We start from the raw sequence: 19819 nt of genomic DNA, 5'->3' as shown, positions 1-19819 counted from the left end.
TAGAAAGTACCCCAAGCTGAATTGAATGGACTATTTAAAAAAGAACCGTATGAGGATTGATGTCGGGTGATCGATGCAAGGAAACCGGAGATTGTCGCTGTGAGTCCTAGCGGATTCAAGTATACACAAAAGGGAAATCAACGGGCTTTGTGAGATCGAAAATCACTTAAGGTATGATTCTATATTTGAGTTTCACCGGCCTTGCACCAAATAAAATTCATATAGCAGCGGTGGGGAGGATTTGCCACGAGCGGGCGTCCGGACTAGGGCAGTGGGAGCCTTGGCAAAGCTTGTCCCGATAGCTCGGGATTTGTTCTTTTGGGTTAAGCCAAAAGAACGAAGAAAGACCCCAGTCTAAACTGATTTCTAAGTGATATTTGATGACTTAAGCGTGAGAAACTGCCTCCCACACCCGCCAAGACATCCCTTTCCACTCACCTCAAATCCCGCACTCCTCTTAACGATTTGATAACATTGACAGCTGGTCACTTTTTGCTGAGTCTCAACTGGCAGATTGCCAGCGGTTTCTTTTAGGCTTGAATTGGCTGACGTGACGGTTTAGGGGGTTCTTCTCCGGGAAATGTCCAGACTATTTAACAAAAATTATTATCCAGTAGTCCGTTTTTTAGCCCTCAAGGTATTACCTGTGAATGAGCAAGCTATGGAAAATCCAAACGCATCAGAATTGATCAAAAAGCTGGCAACAGGGGAAATCAGCCGCAAGGAATTTGACCTGTTTTTGGCCATGCTGGATGACAGAAAACACACTGAAAATCTTGAGGAGGGGTTCTGGACGCTTTTTGCTCAGTTTATGAACGGAAACGGTTCAGTCCCAAATGAGGATCAAACCAGTAAAAATTAGAAAACACTTTACCTAACCTAAATGCTTATGAAACAAGTCAGCTACTTAATTAGGCCCAAGATCTTGAGGGGAGCTTCCCTTGCCTTGGTTTTGGGCTCTGTGCTGCTTTCTCCTGTGGAGGGGAGAGAGTTGTACAACAGTTCTAATGTGTCCATGGAGGAACTATTCCAAAGCCAAGTCGTGGTGAGAGGAAAGGTCACTTCGTTGACCGATGGACTGGGACTACCGGGAGTTACTATTTTGGAAAAAGGAACTACCAACGGTACCGTCTCAGATATTAACGGGGAATATTCCCTTTCTGTCAATTCAGGAAGCGCTGTATTGGTGTTTTCCTACATTGGCTTCAATACCGTAGAGCAGCCGGTCAACAACCAGACTACACTAAACCTCGTCATGGAAGAAGACATCCAGTCGATGAATGAAGTCGTGGTGACTGCCTTGGGTATCGAGCGTGAAAAAAGATCCCTCGGCTACTCGGTAGGCGAGGTAGATGGTGACGCGATGAGAACAGTAACACAGGAAAATGTACTGGGGTCGCTTGCCGGCCGTGTAGCAGGGGTGCAGATCAACCAGACTTCAGGTGTGGGTTCTTCCACCAGTGTAGTTATTCGTGGGGCGACTTCCTTGAGCAGTGACAACCAACCTCTTTTTGTAATCGATGGAGTACCGGTATCCAATTCCATGGGTAACGTAAGAACCATGGGTGACAGAAATCAGGTCGATTATGGTAACCCAATCTCTGACTTGAGCCCGGACGACATCGAAGATATGACGATATTGAAAGGTCCAAGTGCTGCGGCGCTTTATGGCTCCAGAGCAGGTAACGGAGTGGTCCTCATCACGACTAAAAAAGGTAAAAAAGGTGAGGCGATGCGGGTGAGTTTCTCAACTTCCAACGTTTTCGAGACTCCTTACCGCTTTTTGGATATGCACTACGAATATGCCAACGGATCTAGAACTGATCTATTGGATGAGCGCTCTGCGTATTGGGTAGGTCCAAAACTGGACGTAGGTAATACGGCAGTGCAGTGGAATAGCCCAACAGATGCAAATGGCAACAAAGTGGCGACGGAGTTGAAATCCTACGAAGACAACATGAAGAACTTCCTGGAAACTGGAATCACTTCAACCAATGCCCTGTCGGTGTCTGGAGCTACTGAGAAAGCTGTTTATCGCCTTTCTTATTCCAACATGCTTAACAAGGGTATGATCCCAAATACGGATCTTAACCGTCACAGCATCAACCTCTCCAATACTTACAATCTCAATTCAAAATTGGCAGTAAGTGCAGATGTGAACATCTCCCGCAACAAGTCTGACAACCGTCCGGCGACTGGTAATAGAGGTGCTAACCCGCTTGAGGCAGTTTACTCTTGGTCTCATGTCGATATCCGTGAAATGGAAGACTACTGGGTGCCTGGTCAGGAAGAGATCCAGCAGCGTTCGGTATCTACCAATGACAACAACCCGTATTTCATCGCTTACGGTATCAACAACGGCTTCGTCCGTGACCGAGTCTTCGGTAACATCAAGACGGAATACAAATTCTCCGACGCGATCAAGTCTCACTTGAAGTTGACTATGGATACCTATAGCGAAAACCGTGAAACCAAGATTCCATATTCTTATACCAGAGAGCGTAAAGGTGCTTACCACCTTCAAAACCTGGGCGGTACAGAAACCAACGTGGAGTTCTTGACTTCTTACAACAAGAAATGGACGGGCTTCAACTTGAACATCAGTGCTGGTGGTAACGCCATGAGTCAGCACTTTGCTGATGACTACATCGGAAGCAAGACGAACGCAGGTTTGATCGTTCCGGGTCTGTATCGCGTGAGCAACATTGCAAACACAGGCCTGAACTACAGCAATTATTCCGCTGAAAAGTCCATCTACTCCGTATTCGGTGTAGCGTCTTTGGGTTTCAAGGATCAATTGTATGCGGACATCACTGCTAGAAATGACTGGTCCAGTACCTTGCCAGCTGATAATAGATCGTATTTCTACCCTTCCTTGTCTCTGAGCTGGTTGGCTAATTATACCTTCAACCTTCCAGAGAGCATCTCCATGTTGAAATTGAGAGCAGGTATTGCGCAGGCGGGTAACGACACCTATCCGTATGCGTTGGAGCAGACCTTGGGTACCGGCAGCTGGGGTAGCTTGATCACTACAAACTATCCAGGTACATTGCTCAACCCTAACTTGAAGCCGGAAATCAACACCTCACAGGAACTAGGTTTGGATATGAATTTCTTGGACAATAAGGTTCGTTTCGAAGCAACTTACTACTATCAGAAAAACGAAAACCAGATCCTGAACATCCCGACTCCTGAGTCTTCAGGATATTCTCAGCGTCAGGTGAACGCAGGTTTGATCTCTTCTCAAGGTTGGGAAGTACAGATCGGTGCTACCCCGATACAGAAGCCAAACGGTTTGACCTGGGATTTGAACTTGAACATCACACGTAACAGAACCAAGCTAGAGTCTCTGACAGAGGGTATGGAATTCATCACCCTATGGGAAGACAACGGTGGGGGTGCGAGCACTTTCATCGGTGGACAGATCGGCGACCTTTGGAGCCGTGGCTATGCTACTGTTGAGGACAAAAACTCCCAATACTACGGATGGCCAATCCTCTCCAACAACGGGGAGTGGATATCCCAAAACGGAAGAGAAGATCGAAGAAAGGTGGGTAACTTCAACCCAGATGCAATGTTAGGTTTCCAAACCAGCTTGAGCTACGGTCGATTCGTGTTGGCGGCAAGTGTGGATACCCGAATCGGTGGAGACTTCATGTCATTCACTTATAGATATGCTGAGTCTGACTGGAAGTCTGGAAGACAAAAGGATATGTTGATCCCAGGTGGAAACTACAGCGAGCAGGAATTGATCGACTTGCTGAAGTCTGATCCAGGAAAATACATCATTCCTCAAAACGGATCATTCCCAAGAGTGGGCGGATATGCTGAAGATGAAGGTGGTATGCCAGTGAACCAGGGTCCTGCCGGGTTTGATGGAGCCTTCATTCCAGGTGTGATCATGGGCGAAAACGGGGAGTATATCGAGCACTTGGGCGGTCCTGGTACCAACATCTACCCAATCTCTGATACCTATCCTTGGAGCTACAATCAGGCCATCACGTTTGATGCTTCTTTTGTAAAACTCCGAGAACTTTCCCTGTCCTATTCCCTGCCTAAGATGAAAGGATTCCAGAATGCAAGTGTATCTGTATTCACCAGAAACCTGATGCTTTGGACTAAAGCCGATGTGGGAATCGATCCAGAGAGAGCATTCCAGCTGCAAGCTTCCAAGCAAGGAGACTCTGCCAACTTGTTCAGACAGGGTATTGAGCTTCAAAATGTGAACCCGTGGACACTGCCTTTGGGCTTTAAGTTCAACGCCAACTTCTAATCCATTCGCTCAATTAAATTAAAGAGACTATGAAAAATTGGATAAAACATACCAAAGTACTTTCGCTGGCTACGTTGATCGCATTCGGCAGCTGCGAAAGTTTAGATGAGATAAACAACAACCCTAACGGGGTGTCTCCCGCTGACGCCAACGTGAATATGCTAATGCCTACCGTGATGGTAGGTGCGGCTAAAAACACACTAAATCTGGGCTATGGCGACATCGCCGGCGTGGCACAACATACGCAAAAAGATGGTTGGTTCTCCGGTCACAACAGCTACGCTTGGGGACCAAGTGATTGGAATGGCTATTACTCTTTATTGAGAACCAATGAGTTCCTGATCAAAAGATCCGAAGAGGTAGGGTCTGATTTCCACAAGGCGATCGGTTTGACGATGAAATCATATCTGTTCGGAATTGTGACCGACCTATGGGGTGACGCACCTTATACCTATGCGCTTCAGGGCTCAAAAGATGATTTGGACTATCAGTTCCCGATCTATGATTCTCAAGAAGTAATCTACAAGGGGGTTATCGAAGATTTGAAGGCTGCCGCTGCGATATTCGCTACCACTCCTTCCACCAATGTGATCCCTCAGTACGATATCTATTTCGCAGGAAATGCTACTCGTTGGCAAAAATTTGCCAACTCGCTTCTCTTGAGATATTACATGAGAATCTCTGACAAAATGCCGGACATCGCCAAGCCGGGTATCGAAGCGATCTACAGCTCGGGAAATTACCTGACAGATGCTTCTGATGATGTGACGATGGCATACCTCGGGGCTTCAGCTGACGATTCATGGCCTTCTGCTGCATCCTATGATGCTGGTTCCAACTTCAGGAGAATCAAGCCAGGCAACACCTTGCTCGATCCGATGTTGGCTACAAACGATCCACGGGTCTCAGTTTGGTTCAGAAAAGTGCACTGCCGGTGGGTAGAGGACAAGACTCTGACCGTGGCTTATGATCCTTACATCCGCAAGAATGGCGTGATCCAAAATGGCGTAGTGTCCCTTGGCGACAGCCAGTATCTCATCGAAATCGCAGCGGGCAATAAGTTTACCCGACACTACAACCCTGATTTGTTGGGTTACAAGTTGGATACCAGAGAATATGTAGGTTTGCCGACCGGATTGATCAATCCATCTGCGCACAACCTCAACCCAACTCCCGGTCAACAGTTGGAGAATCAGCACGTTTCCCAGATTGGCGATGTGTACCGATTGGCTAAGAATGATCTGCTGAAAGCTAGACTAATCTCGACCGCTGAAGTGAGCTTTATTTTGGCAGAAGCTGCTACCAAAGGCTACGCGGTTGGTACTGCGAAAACCCACTACGAAAACGGTATCAAGGCTTCTTTGAAAACTTGGGGCGTTTCTGCTGGTTATGACGCATACATCGCTCAGCCAGGTGTTGCCTTCGACGGTACTGCCAAACAGATCCTGACTCAAAAGTGGATCGCAAGTTGGACTTCCGCTACCGAAGCATGGTTTGACTACAGACGTACTGGCCTCCCTGATTTCAAAGTAGGTCCAGCTTCTATGGAGCCAGTGATGCCTGTCAGGTTTCCTTATGGCAACAATGAACTGAACTTCAACTCGGAGGAAACCGCTACTGCGGTTGGTCGTCTGGAAGTTTCACAGTATGGTGCCGAGATCGGTCCAAACAACCAATGGTCTAAGCCTTGGATCATCCAGGGAACCAACAAGCCTTGGTAAGCTTGCAAATCCGATTGCAATAGTAAAAGCAATCAGTACCGATAAAATGCCGGGGGAGATTTTCTTCCCCGGTTTTTTTGTGGTCAGTTGGTGAGTATGAGCGGAAAAACTATCCAGACGTAAAAATCAACTATGAATCCGGGGAGTGGGTTCCTCTTTCGAAGATACCGACCTGCTGCATTAGGATCCGGGATCTTACAAGATGGAGTGGTTGCGATGCTACCTTTGGAAAATCACTGAAGCAGGCATGCCGAGCTGGATCAGGTATGACGAAAGGGCGGACCTTGGGTGATTGGGAGTGTACCGGTGTTTCCTATCGGAGTAATCCGCGCTGTGAAGTCAGAATTCAGATCAAAGGGCTTGAGTTGCGGGAAGCCTGCTTCTGGAGAAGCAGGGTAACAAAAAGCGAAAAGGTTAGCAAATGAGGCGGAGTTCTCGCGGAGACGCTAAGACGCCAAGTTTGGACATCATCGAGTCTGTCCTTTGCGACTCACCGTCTCTGCGAGACATGTACTTTGCTCTTTCATTGCCTGGATGAATTTTTTCCACAAAGTGAGGATTTTATCCCTTCGTCTTCAGCCCCAAGTACGATTGCCAACGCGCTTTTCAGCTTTTGAACAGCATAAATGGCTATACTTCATTTTGTTTAAATAATGGCTAAGTATTTGGGTCAAGCAAAAGTTAAAAGGACTGGAACTACGACAAATTTGATCCAATAAAACCTGAGGAACGTACGGACTCGTAAGGATTCTAGGGATTGACGACGACTGCTTCAGACTGCTGTTGGATCATTTTTGACACGAAGCTGACAGTGATTTATTTCTTTTGACAGAACTACAATATGATATACTCGCTCACAGACACTCCGGAGATTTTAAGCAATTTGGTGCAAATCCACATAGATCGTATTGAAAGGTATCAAAATGCGATCGAAAACCTGAAGGCTGAGGATCAAGATCTGAAAGCTCTATTTGTGTGGATGATCGGAGAAAGCCAAAAATGCAAAGGTGGATTATTGTACGAATTGAACAGTTTAGAAGTCGATAAAGCGCAAAGGTCAACAACTAACGGTAAGCTTGATAGCGCTTCGATGGATATTCCTTCGGGATTTTCAGAACATGACCGGCAAAGTATCTTAGAGCGCTGCGAAATTGGTGAGAAAGTAGCGCAAAAAGCGTATAAAGCGGCCGCAAATGATAGCAATTTGCCAGACTATTTAAGAAAGAAGTTGATGCAACAAGTGCGGACTTTGAAACAATCATATAACAATGTCAGACAGCTCAGAGAGTCTCTGGTTGTGAAAAATTAGTTGTTTTCAAATAGTAAATACTTCGTTTAAAAAAGGCTAACCTACCACTCGGTTAGCCTTTTTTTTGGTCCATGACGCTAAGATAATGAATCTCTCTTTGTTTGGAATTCCGATTCGCCTCTGCCTGAAGATTCTACTTCAAACGGGTCTCCTTCACTTCGGACAGCTCTTTTTTCGGGATCATATCGTCCATGAAGACTGCGGGCTTTTTCGCTATAGTAGGACCGAATGGTGTGAAGAAATTCGGGCTGTGGTCCTGACGGCCAAGCATTTTCTTCAAATCCCGGCGCATTTTCCAGGGTTTCCTTCGTTTCATTGACTACTATAATACCCTCGTTTTCGGCCCTGCTGAAATCGAACGATTCAAATGGTAAAGCCAAAAGTTTGGAGCCTAGATTCAGGAAGCCCTGATCCACCTTCAACACCACATAGTCAATTTCGCCTGTGTGGATATTGTTCATGAATTCATCAATGGATCCGACAGATTCTGATCTTGCGGTTTCTACGGTGCTCGAAAACACGGTCGAGCATCGGATTTGGGAATGATGTGTACTAGTCATTTTAGTTTGGTTTAGTGAGTAAGCGATTTGATTCAGTTCCATATGGATGCCAACAGGAAAACCCTCGATCTGTGGGATTTACGCTCGTTTTTTGCGGGTAAGGGTGAGGTCGCAATTCCCTTTTTGTAGCGTCAATTTCACCTTCGCTTCCTGATTGGATGGCAGAATGATAGTCGGAAGTTTGAGGAATGAGCCAAATGGCACAGAAATGCCTTTTAATCTGTATTATCGGAATAGATCACTTTCCAAAGCGTGTTTCCGCTATCATCATTTACCAAAAGCGAACCGTCAGGCAAGACGGTGACGTCCACCGGACGGCCATAGACTTCAGAATCATCTGACTCAGACACAAACCCGGTTAGAAAATCCTCCGGTTGTCCAGCCGGCTTCCCGTTTTGGAAAGGCACAAACAGTACTCTGTACCCCGCAAGTTTCGCCCGGTTCCAAGAGCCGTGTTGCCCTACAAATGCTCCATTTTTATATTTCTCAGGAAACGATGAACCCTCATAGAACGTCAGGCCCAACGAAGCGGTGTGACTTCCGACCGGCACTTCCGGAATGATTGCGTCAGCTACCAATTCGGGTGCTTGGCCTTCCAATCGAGGATCTTCGATCTGACCAAAGTAGGAGTAAGGCCAACCATAAAATCCCCCTTTTTTCACGCTCGTGATATAATCTGGTACCAAATCATCACCTAATTCGTCACGTTCATTGACCGCTGTCCAAAGTTCCTTCGTGGCAGGGTTCCAAGACATTCCCACCGGATTTCTCAGCCCACTTGCATATATGATTTCACCAGAACCGTCCGGATTGACTTCGAGGATTCCAGCTCTGCGTTTTTCTTCGTCCATGCCATGCTCGGCCACATTACTCGCAGATCCGACAGAGATGTAGATCTTGCTTCCGTCTACGTTGGTTATCAGATTTCTAGTCCAGTGATTGTTGTATCCTCCAGCTGGGAGTTCAACTATTTTGTTGCCTTCTCCCTCCAGTTTTGACTGTCCTTTTTTGTATGCGAATCGATAAAGCCCGTCGGTATTTGCGATGTAGAAATGATCATTCAGGACCAAGACGCCGTAGGGCTGATTCAGTCCTTCTTTGAAGATCTCTCTGACTTCATAGTCACCGTCTTTATTTTTGTCCTGAAAAATCGTGATGCGATCGGCGCTTCCTTTGGTGTTGCTCTCCACTACAAAAATATCCCCGTTGTCGCCGACGTAGGTATTTCGTGGGTTGTCCAGACCATCGGCAAATTTGGTGACTACAAATCCCACCGGAGCAGCAGGTGTCTTGTCTTCCGGCCAACCAAGCACCTTACTTTGGTTGGTGACAGACTTGGATGAGTAAGGCGGGGGCAGGATCAGTTCGCCCAGAGCTGTCTGCACCGTATCTGGGCTGGTTTGTGAGATTTTTTCTTTGTCTTCTTTGGAGACTTTTTCTTGACACGAGGCAAAGCCCATGGTGGCCAGTGCAAATAGTAAAAGTATAGTTTTGATGCGCATCGCTAGTTACAGGTTGGTTTCCAGTGCTGTAAATAATCAATCATGCAGCCAAAAAGAGGTTGGATGAATAGAACCTACGAAATATGGCCCAGCCACTGGAATTGATCCTTTAAATCGCTGAGGCAATCTAGCTTTAGTGTAATATTTTCCCCAGACTGAGTCAATACCTGTACTGGATTCCCATTCAGGCATCCAGGATTTCCAAGGCTTTTTCGATGCTGATTCCTTTACCCAGCACTTCTTTGAAAAGATCGGGATGCTCTTTGATCCGATCCTTGATTGTGAAGATAGTGAACGCATCTTTGTCTAATTTGCTGTTCACTTCCTTCCAAAGCAAGGGGGTAGAAACAGTCGCGCCCGGCCTAGGGCGTACGCAGTAAACCGAAGCGAGCGTTTGGCCCGGACGATTCTGAAGATAGTCCAGATAGATTCTGCCTTTTCGGGACTTCAATGGTCTCTCCATAGTGGTGAGTTTGGGGAGCTGCTCTTGGATCACGGTGCACAGGAGTTTGCAAAAGTCTCTCCCTTCCTCAAAGGTGTACTTCGCTCCAAGGGGAATATAGATGTGTAGTCCACTCGATCCCGACGTTTTGCAATAGCCTTCGATCTTCAATTCTTGAAGCAATTCGTGAAAGGCCTGCGCCACTTCAACGACTTGTTTGAAGTCGTTTTTATCCGAAGGATCCAAATCGATCACGATGTAATCCGGTCTATCCAGCGTGGCTATCCGTGCATTCCAGGGATTGATCTCGATGCAGCCCAGGTTGGCCATATAGATCAGCGTCGCTTCCTTTTGGCAAAGCATGTAGTCGATGTCTTTGTCGGAAGACTCTGAATGAATGGTGGTCGTCTCAATCCAATCCGGGTATCCTTCCGGAGTATCTTTTTGATAAAATCCATCTTTATCGATACCGTTGGGATGACGATGAAGGTTTTGTGGACGATCGTTCAGGAAGGGTAGAATGTATTCAGAGACTGCCAAATAGTAGTCAATCAGATCGTATTTGGTGATTCCTTCCTTTGGCCAAAGCGGTTTTTCCAGATTGCTGACGGGCACATTGATCCCGTCGATTAGCAGTGAGTTGTCAGTGTTTTCGGCGGAATTTTTGGAATTTTCGGGGCTGTCGCGGGATAGTTTTTGAGGGACTTTGTCATTTCGCATTCCCTTAAATACTGGCTGCCGCAATCGGCCTTTTTCTGTCCACTCTGCGAAAGTCACTTCGGCCACCATCACCGGTTGAAGCCAAAACGGCTGTCTGCCGTTGAGATTGATTTTCTCTGGAAAGGGAGAATTCTTCTGCGTGATTTTCGAGAATTGGGAGACCAAGTTTTTTTGCTGAGTGCCAGAAAAACCCGTCCCACAGTTGCCGACGTATCTCAATTCATTTTTTTCATGCAATCCCAATATCAGAGATCCAAAGGGGCGGTTCTCGGATTTGGTGTAACCACAGATCACGGTTTCGATACTTTCCTGCGTCTTGAATTTGATCCAATCTTCGGAACGGACACCGGGATAGTAGCTAGAATCTGCTTTTTTGGCGATGATTCCTTCCAGGCCTTTCTTCTTTGTTTCTTCGAAAAAAGCTTTGCCTCCGCCAATCAGGTGCTCGCTGTAGCGGATGTGGGGCAAATCTTCGATCAATGTTTCCAACAATTCTTTCCGCTCCGTCAGCGTCAGGTGGATGATGCTATGCCCGTCGAGATACAACAGGTCAAAGACGATGTAGGTGAGGTCTCCTTGCGGTTTTTCGTCGTAGTGCTGCAGCCATTGGAATCGCGCAATTCCATCCCTGTCCAAACTCACGACTTCTCCATCTAGAATAGCGCTCTTGGGCAGTTGTCTCAAGCTGTCGATCAGCGCAGGGTAGGTGTCTGTGTAATCGACGCCATTACGGGAATAGAGCGTGGTGTTGCTTGAGGAATGATTGCAGAGCATCCGATAGCCATCCCACTTGATCTCATACAGCCAATTTTTGGAAGTAGAGAATTTCAGGTCTTTACTGGTGGAGGCAAGCATGGGAGAGACCTGCCTCTTGAGTGTAAGTGCTTTGGGTGCCTTAGTGGTCTCTTCGATGATTGTTTCGCTGAGGTGAAGATTGGCGTCGTAGTCCAGGTCGGTCGCAAATTTGTCCTTCTTTTTGATTAGGAGCCACTGTGGTTGTTTTCCTTCAAAATTGGTTCTGACCAGAGCAAAATCGCCTCGGAGCTTGCTGCCAAAAAAAGTGATCTTCAGATCGCCCTCTTTGTACATTTTGAGGGTAGCGTCCTTCTTGTCGGACATGGGAGTAAAGGTTCCCGAATCCCAGATTGTCATTTCCCCTGCTCCGTAATTTCCCTTGGGAATAGTGCCCTGGAAGTCGAGATACTTCATCGGATGATCCTCCGTCTGCACTGCCAGTCGCTTGTCGCCGGGATTTAGGGATGGACCTTTGGGAATTGCCCAGCTTTTGAGCACTCCCTCGATCTCCAGCCGGAGATCAAAGTGGAGGTGGCTCGCGTCATGTCGCTGCACCACAAACCGAAGTTCTCCGGTTTGCTGGGCCAAGTCTCCGCGTGGTTCGTTCGTTTTTTTGAAGTCGCGTTTTTTATTGTACTCTTCCAGTGCCATCAGGATGCTTTTTTACGCTTCGCCAAACTAGCCTTTAGCTGGGCCATCAGGTCTTTTGAAGGCGTGTTTTCCGGTTCAAATTTCTTAACCACAGCTTTTTTTCCTTTTGATTTTCCCTTGATCACCTTCATCAGTTGGGAGGTATACTGATCTTTGTACTTGGATAGGTCAAACTTTTCGCTGTATTGCTTGATTAGTGATTCGGCCATATCCACTTCTTTCTTGGTGGCTTTTGAGCTGGAAATCTTCAGATCAGAAGGGTTTCGAAGCTCCTCAGAAAAGCGGATGACGTGCAGTACCAAGGCGTCCTGATACACCCCGATTAGACTCAGATTCTCTTTTTGCCGCATTACGAACGTCGCGAGACCCAGCTTTTTCGTTTTTTTCAGCGCGTCGCGAAGGAGGTTGTACGCTTTGCCGCCGTCTTTTTGAGGTTCGAGAAAGTAGGGCTTTTTGAACAGCATATCGGCGACGTCCACTTCATCGACAAAAGCCTCAATCTCCACGGTCTTGCTCTTTTTGGCATTGGCCTGCTCGAAGTCCTCATCCTCCAAGATAACGTACTTGTCGTTCAGCTTGTAGCCCTTCACGATGTCTTTCCATTCCACTTCCTTTCCGGATTTTTCATTGATACGCTGATAGCGAATGCGGGCATGGTCTTTCGAATCCAGCATATCCAACTCGATGCTGCGACTTTCGGTCGCAGAATACATCTTGATCGGGATATTCACCAGACCAAAACCCAATGTGCCATTCCAGATTGATTTCATGATTTCCTGAGGTTGAGTTTATTTCTTACGCTACTCTAATTTCATGCCTTGCTTGGAGCCATTCTCGCTCCCCGCATATTGCACAGACGTCTGAGGAACTCAACACAGCTTTGGTCTCTCCGCAATGCGTACATGCATAACTGACTCCCGGAGTGATGTCTTCTGCCGGGAAGTCGTAGATGTCGGGTAGAATGGGCAAACCCGGGACTACATCCTGATCCGAGAAATAGAAAATACTCAAATCACCGGAGGTCTCCAGATAGGCGCATTCCACTTGACCCAGATGGGTGATGTTATTTTGTCGCAGTTGGGAAAAAAGCTCGTCATACGCGAGGGTCTCCTTTCTGAATGTGCGGTAAATGATCTTTCCCTGATGGATTAATTTCACCGGTTTTCCCTCTACGAATTTCTCTACCTTTTCAAACCTACCGGTGAGATAGGTGATTATCTTATACAGGGTGATCACCACAATAAATACCAGAATGGCGGGGATTAGTCCTACTTCACGATAAAACATCGGGTCTCCAGCAGCCGACCCCAAGGAAATCAAGATGGCAAGTTCAAAGATGGAGAGTTGTTTGATCCCTCTTTTGCCTGAGAGTCGCAGTATAAATAGCAAAACGAAAAACATGATCGAGGTACGGGCAAGTACTTCCGCCAAAAATGAATAGGGGATGTCTTCCCCGATGAGCAGCCGTTGTAGATCAAATTGCATTTTAACAGTTGTTTAACGAACACATAATTTTAAGGCCAGGGAGGTAGCATCGTCGACCAGTTTTTTCGCTTCTGTTCCCGATCTCTACTTATTTCCTGGCTTCACTGAATTCTATTGCCGAGCGTCGTCGCATGGTACCTCTTGGCCATTGCTGCTTGGGTTTTGAGTGGATGTTTTTTTGTTCTTCAATTGCCTTTCGACAAGACCATCAACGAAGAGTTTCTTGAATTTTGATTCGGCTTTTTTTGATTTTGCTGCCATAGCGGTTTTGGGGTGTTAGTCAAGTTGGTTATGGATTTTTTTTCAAATCTGATACCAAGGCTCTTTTCAACAGCGGAGGTAAGTTCAAATTCCCCGCTGCGTATGGCGGAATCGGTGTTTTTTGCAGAGCGGGCGATTGACTCCGGTCCTTTACCTCAAAAGCCCGTGGCAAAAATTCTACATCTTGCCTAAAGGTGCCTACAGGCCTTTATCACCCCATTGGCTTCAGGCCCTTTTCTAAACTATCGGAGAATGCTTTTTGGCTACGCTAAGCGCTTTGATTGAGGTTTCAGCGGGCGGTCGTTCCCAGCAGTTTGCTAGTGGTATGAATTTGGAATCCGGCCAGCTAAGCCTGTCTTGCCGACGCTTTAATGATTCTGGAAAATCAAGGCACGGCATAGGGGAAACCGTTTACCACTAACTCTAAAACCGATGACTTATACGCTGACGAAATGCAACTTGACCATGGCGCTGCTGTGGTGCGCGCGCGACTGTAAGGATTTGATCGCTGTATTACCTAAGAACGGGGATTCGGTGGGCTGTATCTCGAAAGCATTGGAGTGCCGCTATACTTGCATTGAATGCATGGAGGCCTTTGAGTCTTCAAAGGCGTCTGTGAGAGGGTTGTTGGTGCAGGCAGTAAATCATGCTTGCGCAGCTTTTTTGAAGGAATGCGAACTTCTGCCGTTTACGGGAAGTAATAAATACACGGATTCCTGTCGGCGTTGTATGGAAGAATGTGAAAACTTGATGGCTTTTCAGGATTTCTCCAGCTTTTTCAATCCCTGTGAGACCGTCATGGAGGCAAGCTGATAGAGCTCGTTATTCCCTTTTTTGGTGAGTGAAAGGAGGTTTTGATATTCTTTTAGGAATTTGGGAGCAAAGTCAGCATCAAATTCAACGATGTCCTGACTGTTGTCAATCACATCGGCATACTTGATTGTTTGTGCTGCCGAACTGACGCTGGCAATTCGATCCGCTTCTTTGCGCTTCCTTTGGTCTCGGTTTAAATGAGGATAAGCAGACTTGGTGTAAACGTCAGTCAATTCGATGACTAGATCGAGAGTTCTTTTTGCCTCAAATCGCTCCAACACAGATTCTAGAAATTCCAGGATTTCATGTTTTCTGGTATCGGTGTCTTCCAATACATCATGAAGTAAGGCTGCAGACAATATACAGAGATCTTGTACGTAGTTTTGGCATAGATTCATCACGCGTATAGGATGAGCGATATATCTTTCCTGCGCATATTTTCTCATTTGGTCCCCATGCGCCTGTTCGGCAAATTTTTCGACTTTTTTCAATAATTCTTTCATCACTTACTATTTTATCTGATCGTTGATTCGGTGAAGAATTCCCATTTCTTTCCGAATCTGGTAATAGCCTTACGTACAAAATAACTGCCGCTCAGTCTGGATTGAGGTAAGGGTGATTCATAAGTTTTGGTTTTACTTCCCTGAGGAGTCATCTATACATTTTATGGATTTTACTACCCAGGCGTTCAGTGTACTACTTTCCTGAATTAGTTTTGGCCAAGGAAAACCTACCTTCTGAAGATTGGCTGACTGCTTGATGTACTGTATTCTAAACGGCATATCTAACTAAACCATACTACTAACCACTGTGAAAAACGAAGAAAAAGAAGGGCCGATTGCCAAAGCAACTGAGACCGAGACAGCGAAATTGCCGTCAGATATATTTATGTAGGCAGCCATGCGAGCCATGGGCGTCTTTCTGACTTTGAAAATCTTTAAAAAAAGCCATTCGGCACTCTTCACAGGATAATGGGCAGCACCTCTACTGCTGAGCCAACATTTGCATTTCCCATCGTTAAAGCTAGAGATAAGGGAATGAATTTATGGTCACATTTTGAAACTAAAACACAAAACGATTATGGAATCTAAAGAAGAAAACGAACGGAAACCTGCGAAGAAATATCAAAAAGTAAAAAAAGTAGGCCCCTTGGGGGATACCAAGAATGACCCGCCGACCCGGGACGAAAAACCACAGGAGGAGTTCATAGACACTGAAGCGAACCCTTCGAATGGACGGTCTTGAACACTAGGCCACAGCTCATCCGCTGTGGCCTAACTTTTTTGACACCCTGGATTGATTTCAGTGGTAAGCTTGCTCTTTTGAGCGTTTTTTGATTTTAGAATGTATTATCGGCCTTTTTCGGGTAAAAAATTGGGTGCTTTTTGGAATTATGGGAACAAATTTCTAAGAAAATCACTTTTCCCCTTATAATTCTCCTTTGCGGATTCTTTGAATTTTACTTGGTGTCTCACTTACAGCGCCACCGCCTGCCTCTTTTTTCAAATTGATAAATTAGAGAGCTCCCTCTACCACTACATGTTGATGCCAGCCTTTGGCAAAGATACCGTTGATATTTCACTCAAAACCTATTAGTTAATATGGAAACATTCTTAGACAAAGAATACTTTGGAAATACAGTACAGGCATATCTGATCGTACTTGGCACAATAGCGCTCGGGCTTATTTTAGTGACTGCGTTTAGGAAATTAGTGCTAAAACGCATCAGGAAGGCAGTCTCCAATACAGACACCACCATCGATGACTTCATCGTCGATAGTATAGGAAAGTTTGTAGTGCCGATTGTTTACTTCATCATTATTTATGCGGGCCTCAAAACGCTGGTTTGGCCAGAGCGCTTTTCAACAATACTCGAGGTGGCGTTTGTGGTTGTGATGACTTACTACGCCATCCGTCTGATCTCCAGCGTTCTAATAATGCTGCTGGAATCCTATATCAGACGCCAAGAGGGCGGGGAGGAAAAAGTCAAGCAAATGGGAGGAATCATCTTGATCACGAATGTAATGATCTGGATTTTGGGCTTGGTCTTTATGTTTGGAAATTTGGGTTATGACGTCACTGCGATCATCGCCGGGATGGGAATAGGTGGTATCGCAATCGCCCTGGCGGCCCAAAATATTCTTGGTGACCTTTTCAACTATTTTGTAATCTTTTTTGATCAACCTTTCGAGGTAGGAGATTTCTTGGTGATCGGAGATAAAAACGGTGTCGTAGAAAAGATCGGGATCAAGACCACCCGGATTCACACCTTGTCAGGTGAGCAATTGGTTTTTTCAAACAGTGACCTCACCAATTCCAGGATTCACAACTATAAGAAAATGCAGCGGCGCCGGATTGTCTTCGGTGTTGGAGTGACCTATGAGACGCCGGTGGAGCAAGTCCGTGGAATTCCGGGATTGCTGAAGGAAATTGTGGAATCTCAAAAGGGAGTAGAGTTTGACCGGGCACACTTCAAGAGTTTTGGTGACTCCAGTCTTGACTTTGAGATCGTTTACTATGTCAATAGTGCGGAATTCAATGCCTACATGGATGTGCAACAGGAATTTAATCTACAGATTTATGAGAAGTTTGGCGAACGTGGGATTTCCATTGCTTTCCCAACCAGAACGCTCTATGTACGCAACGAAGCCGGGATGAAATTTCACATCAACGGAGCAGCAAAGCAGGAGGAAGAAGCATATGCAGAGACTAATGGTAAAGCATAAAATAGCTGGATTTATCCCTCAAGAAAGGCTAATCCCTTCCAAGCCCCAAAATCGGCGAAAAGATGATTTGTGATTAAATCAACGCGTAAACCTTGCCGTTTTCAGGGAAAAAATATCCACATCGTTAATAATTTCGGTGTTAAGGCGGTTGCGTTCGACAATCATCTGTTTCGCAAAATCCGCCTTGCCATGCCTTTGAGGCCGGCACGCGTTAGTGAAGAGATGGACCCGAAATTTAAAATCTCTTTGAATGAAGGTATGTATGCCTTTATGATAGCTTTTTGTAAAATCTTCCTCAACGCCACGCCATTCTGCAGTTCAGGATTGTCCAATCGGCCTTCTATCGGGATCATCACCCCGTTTCTGTTTTTTCGGTTAGCTATCAAAACGGCAAACAGCGCAGCCACAATTCTTTCACGGATTTTTTGCACGAACGGATCCGCACGATCGGCTTTGCTGACAAAATCCATATTCCGCAAATTGGGATAAAGGTATCCTTTGATCGAATTTTCTGCGATGGCAAGCTTACCGCTTAGATCCAAAAGACCTGAATTGATATCAATTTTTCCATACGCGAGGAATAGATTGTTCATCAAGACGAGATTTATTGACTTCAATTCGACTTCGATAGCTAGGGTCAGTTCTATCGCCATCGGGTGGAGGACAAGGTTCAGTTTTCCCTCGCCCTGACACAGGCGAAAATCGCATTCTATTCGGCATATCTTGCTAAGTGCTTGGTCATTGCTGAAGTTTTCAATCCTGAGATTTAACTTCTCAATTGCGATTTCCCACGCAGGTTTAGAGGTGGGGTCCAGATATCGTATTTCCCCGTCGATCAGGTCTACATTCGTGATGAAGCGCGGGAGCTTTTCTATCGTTGTTTTTAGGGGAGAAACGACTTTCTTCAAGTCTGATGCCTCTGTCAATTCTATGGAAGTTTCCTCAGCGACAAAAAATAACTGTGGATTATGAAGGACTATCGTAACATCGACAACCCTGCGTATGAGTTGTCGCCATTTGAAGTTCAACGTGATAGCTTCCACGTTCAGTGATGTGTTGTTGTTGACGACCTGTACTTTCGACTGTAGTGTGAAGTTCTTTATGCCAATTTTACCCTCGAATAAACTGATCTTCAGATGAGCTATCTGACCCGTGAAGCCGTCCATCTTACGAAGTGAAGAATTCACTAGCTTTTTTAAAACAAAAGGTGTTGTGATAAGTAAGACAACAACTGTTACTACCACTATTCCCATCCACATCATAATCTGAAAATTAAGTCAAGGCCGAAATAAAAGCGTCAATATACTTTAGCGCAATTTGTTGATATGCAGATGCCCATCGGTCAGATCCTTCCTTTAGGAGAAACTTCGCCAAGGGTAGCGACCAACTGCTTGAATTGCTCGGTTCGTGATCGGAAGTAAATTTTTTTCCAAACTCCACTCTTCAATTCCAAATTCAACGCAAAAAGTTTTTTTCTCCATAACAGGTTAATCCGGCGAACCTTCCAGCTTCTCAGGTCTTTTTCCAGATTGATTTCCTCTTTTTTTAAGGGATGCCAGATGGTTAGAGTCTTTCCGCTGAGCTTGAAGTTCTTACCTGTTTTAGAATTGAGAAGTAGGATCAAGACAAGCAATGCCAAAATTAGAATTGAAACGATGGTGACAACGAGGTAGTCCATGACGTTTAAATCTTTGGTTGACCTTATCAAATCCAAGAACGATGCCATGGTATTGATAGCTTGATTCTTCGGGTAACTTTGACTGGTATGCCTTCCGCTAGAAATTCCACGGTCCACAAGGCGTAAACGGGATTTTTCCGATGAAATGACTGTGGGACCCTGGGTCAACTGGGATAAATATGGATACCGATGGGTATATCGTTATCACGAGATGCCTTGCGGATTCAGAATTTTTACCGATCCCAGGACAGCTCCGATTCAAACCAAAATCAGGAGCCAGGGGACAGCGCTTAACAGAAGCCTTAAGTAGTTGGTTTCGGTCTGGACGTTGAGAAACTATTGGCACAGATTGAGGATTTTTCTCCAAGCCAAGACCAAGCTTCCCGAAACGGATAGAGATACGAAGTAATCAAAACAGCGTTTCCGAGCGTTATTTCCGCATAATTGATTTTGATCATGTAATGGCACGGGCATTGAAATAATATCGGTGAACTAAAACCAAATAATCATGAACAGTACCACAAACAAGATCAAAGGAAACTGGAACGTCATCAAAGGTAAACTCAAGCAAGAATATGGCGATTTGACCGATGACGATTTGACGTATGTAGAAGGCAAGGAAGATGAACTTCTTGGAAGAATTCAGAAAAAAACAGGCAAGACCCAAGAAGAATTAGAGCGATTCATCGACAAAGACTAGTCAATCGGCTAAGTTTTAAGGTTGAGAGGCGCAGCAATGTGCCTCTTTTTTTGTGTATTAAATTTGGAGTTTGGATTTGAGTTTTTTCCAATCTTCCAAGCCAGACTTCAACTGTTGATTTTTTTTCGTCTTAATGTAGTTGAGGATATTTTGAAGAATTTTGCAAAAACCTTTACCCTGTAA

At 45.5% G+C, this 19819-nt stretch carries 15 protein-coding genes; 7 read left to right on the top strand and 8 right to left on the bottom strand.

Features of this window, described 5'->3' with window-relative positions:
* Positions 1-661 precede the first annotated feature (661 nt).
* The 4 genes from ABD031_RS19525 to ABD031_RS19510 all read left to right on the top strand — a co-directional run bounded on the left by ABD031_RS19525 (position 662) and on the right by ABD031_RS19510 (position 7303).
* Positions 662-862, top strand: coding sequence for a hypothetical protein (locus ABD031_RS19525; protein WP_343854414.1), 201 nt, complete (start codon positions 662-664; stop codon positions 860-862).
* A 27-nt stretch (positions 863-889) separates the two neighbouring features.
* Complete coding sequence (locus ABD031_RS19520) at positions 890-4273, top strand: SusC/RagA family TonB-linked outer membrane protein (RefSeq protein ID WP_343854413.1); 3384 nt, start codon at positions 890-892, stop codon at positions 4271-4273.
* A gap of 29 nt (positions 4274-4302) precedes the next feature.
* Entirely contained in the window at positions 4303-5994 is a 1692-nt protein-coding gene (locus tag ABD031_RS19515; RefSeq protein ID WP_343854412.1) for a SusD/RagB family nutrient-binding outer membrane lipoprotein, read from the top strand.
* Between the two features lie 841 nt (positions 5995-6835).
* Positions 6836-7303 (top strand): PA2169 family four-helix-bundle protein, encoded by a 468-nt coding sequence (locus ABD031_RS19510; RefSeq protein WP_343854410.1) that lies wholly within the window; start codon positions 6836-6838, stop codon positions 7301-7303.
* Positions 7304-7380: 77 nt separating this feature from the next.
* Here the strand turns inward: ABD031_RS19510 and ABD031_RS19505 are convergent, their stop codons facing one another.
* The 5 genes from ABD031_RS19505 to ABD031_RS19485 all read right to left on the bottom strand — a co-directional run bounded on the left by ABD031_RS19505 (position 7381) and on the right by ABD031_RS19485 (position 13458).
* Positions 7381-7863, bottom strand: a complete 483-nt coding sequence (locus tag ABD031_RS19505) for a PRC-barrel domain-containing protein (RefSeq protein WP_343854408.1) — start codon at positions 7861-7863, stop codon at positions 7381-7383.
* A gap of 215 nt (positions 7864-8078) precedes the next feature.
* On the bottom strand, positions 8079-9365 hold the full coding sequence (locus tag ABD031_RS19500) for a PQQ-dependent sugar dehydrogenase (RefSeq protein ID WP_343854407.1): 1287 nt from the start codon (positions 9363-9365) through the stop codon (positions 8079-8081).
* Between the two features lie 184 nt (positions 9366-9549).
* The gene (gene ligD, locus ABD031_RS19495; protein ID WP_343854406.1) at positions 9550-11973 is read right to left on the bottom strand and encodes a DNA ligase D; all 2424 of its coding nucleotides are present in this window, start codon (positions 11971-11973) and stop codon (positions 9550-9552) included.
* Positions 11973-12743: a non-homologous end joining protein Ku gene (gene ku / locus ABD031_RS19490; protein WP_343854405.1), complete on the bottom strand. Its 771-nt coding sequence runs from the start codon at positions 12741-12743 to the stop codon at positions 11973-11975. Before ku ends, ligD begins: the two co-directional genes overlap by 1 nt.
* Before the next feature lie 25 nt (positions 12744-12768).
* A complete protein-coding gene (locus ABD031_RS19485) occupies positions 12769-13458 on the bottom strand; it encodes a DUF421 domain-containing protein (RefSeq protein ID WP_343854403.1) in 690 nt (229 codons plus the stop codon).
* A 693-nt stretch (positions 13459-14151) separates the two neighbouring features.
* Here ABD031_RS19485 and ABD031_RS22460 point away from each other — a divergent pair.
* Complete coding sequence (locus tag ABD031_RS22460) at positions 14152-14532, top strand: four-helix bundle copper-binding protein (RefSeq protein ID WP_486279827.1); 381 nt, start codon at positions 14152-14154, stop codon at positions 14530-14532.
* Here the strand turns inward: ABD031_RS22460 and ABD031_RS19480 are convergent.
* Positions 14478-15035 carry an HD domain-containing protein gene (locus ABD031_RS19480; protein WP_343854402.1) on the bottom strand — a complete coding sequence of 186 codons (558 nt, stop codon included), beginning with the start codon at positions 15033-15035 and terminating at the stop codon, positions 14478-14480. The two genes, ABD031_RS22460 and ABD031_RS19480, sit on opposite strands and share 55 nt — an antisense overlap.
* 1098 nt (positions 15036-16133) lie before the next feature.
* Between ABD031_RS19480 and ABD031_RS19475 the strand changes: the two genes are divergently transcribed.
* Positions 16134-17258 (top strand): mechanosensitive ion channel family protein, encoded by a 1125-nt coding sequence (locus tag ABD031_RS19475; RefSeq protein ID WP_343854400.1) that lies wholly within the window; start codon positions 16134-16136, stop codon positions 17256-17258.
* 161 nt (positions 17259-17419) lie between these two features.
* Here ABD031_RS19475 and ABD031_RS19470 read toward each other — a convergent pair whose 3' ends face one another.
* Both ABD031_RS19470 and ABD031_RS19465 read right to left on the bottom strand, forming a co-directional pair.
* A complete protein-coding gene (locus ABD031_RS19470; RefSeq protein ID WP_486279822.1) occupies positions 17420-18511 on the bottom strand; it encodes a DUF748 domain-containing protein in 1092 nt (363 codons plus the stop codon).
* 89 nt (positions 18512-18600) lie between these two features.
* Positions 18601-18984: a hypothetical protein gene (locus ABD031_RS19465; RefSeq protein WP_343854397.1), complete on the bottom strand. Its 384-nt coding sequence runs from the start codon at positions 18982-18984 to the stop codon at positions 18601-18603.
* Positions 18985-19444: 460 nt separating this feature from the next.
* Between ABD031_RS19465 and ABD031_RS19460 the strand changes: the two genes are divergently transcribed.
* The gene (locus ABD031_RS19460; protein ID WP_343854396.1) at positions 19445-19636 is read left to right on the top strand and encodes a CsbD family protein; all 192 of its coding nucleotides are present in this window, start codon (positions 19445-19447) and stop codon (positions 19634-19636) included.
* Positions 19637-19819: the final 183 nt, after the last annotated feature.

It is taken from the genome of Algoriphagus jejuensis (assembly GCF_039523455.1).
In the GTDB taxonomy this organism is placed as follows: Bacteria; Bacteroidota; Bacteroidia; order Cytophagales; family Cyclobacteriaceae; genus Algoriphagus; species Algoriphagus jejuensis.
Note: the sequence above shows the minus strand (reverse complement) of the source record. Positions and strands in the feature narration are given on the sequence as shown.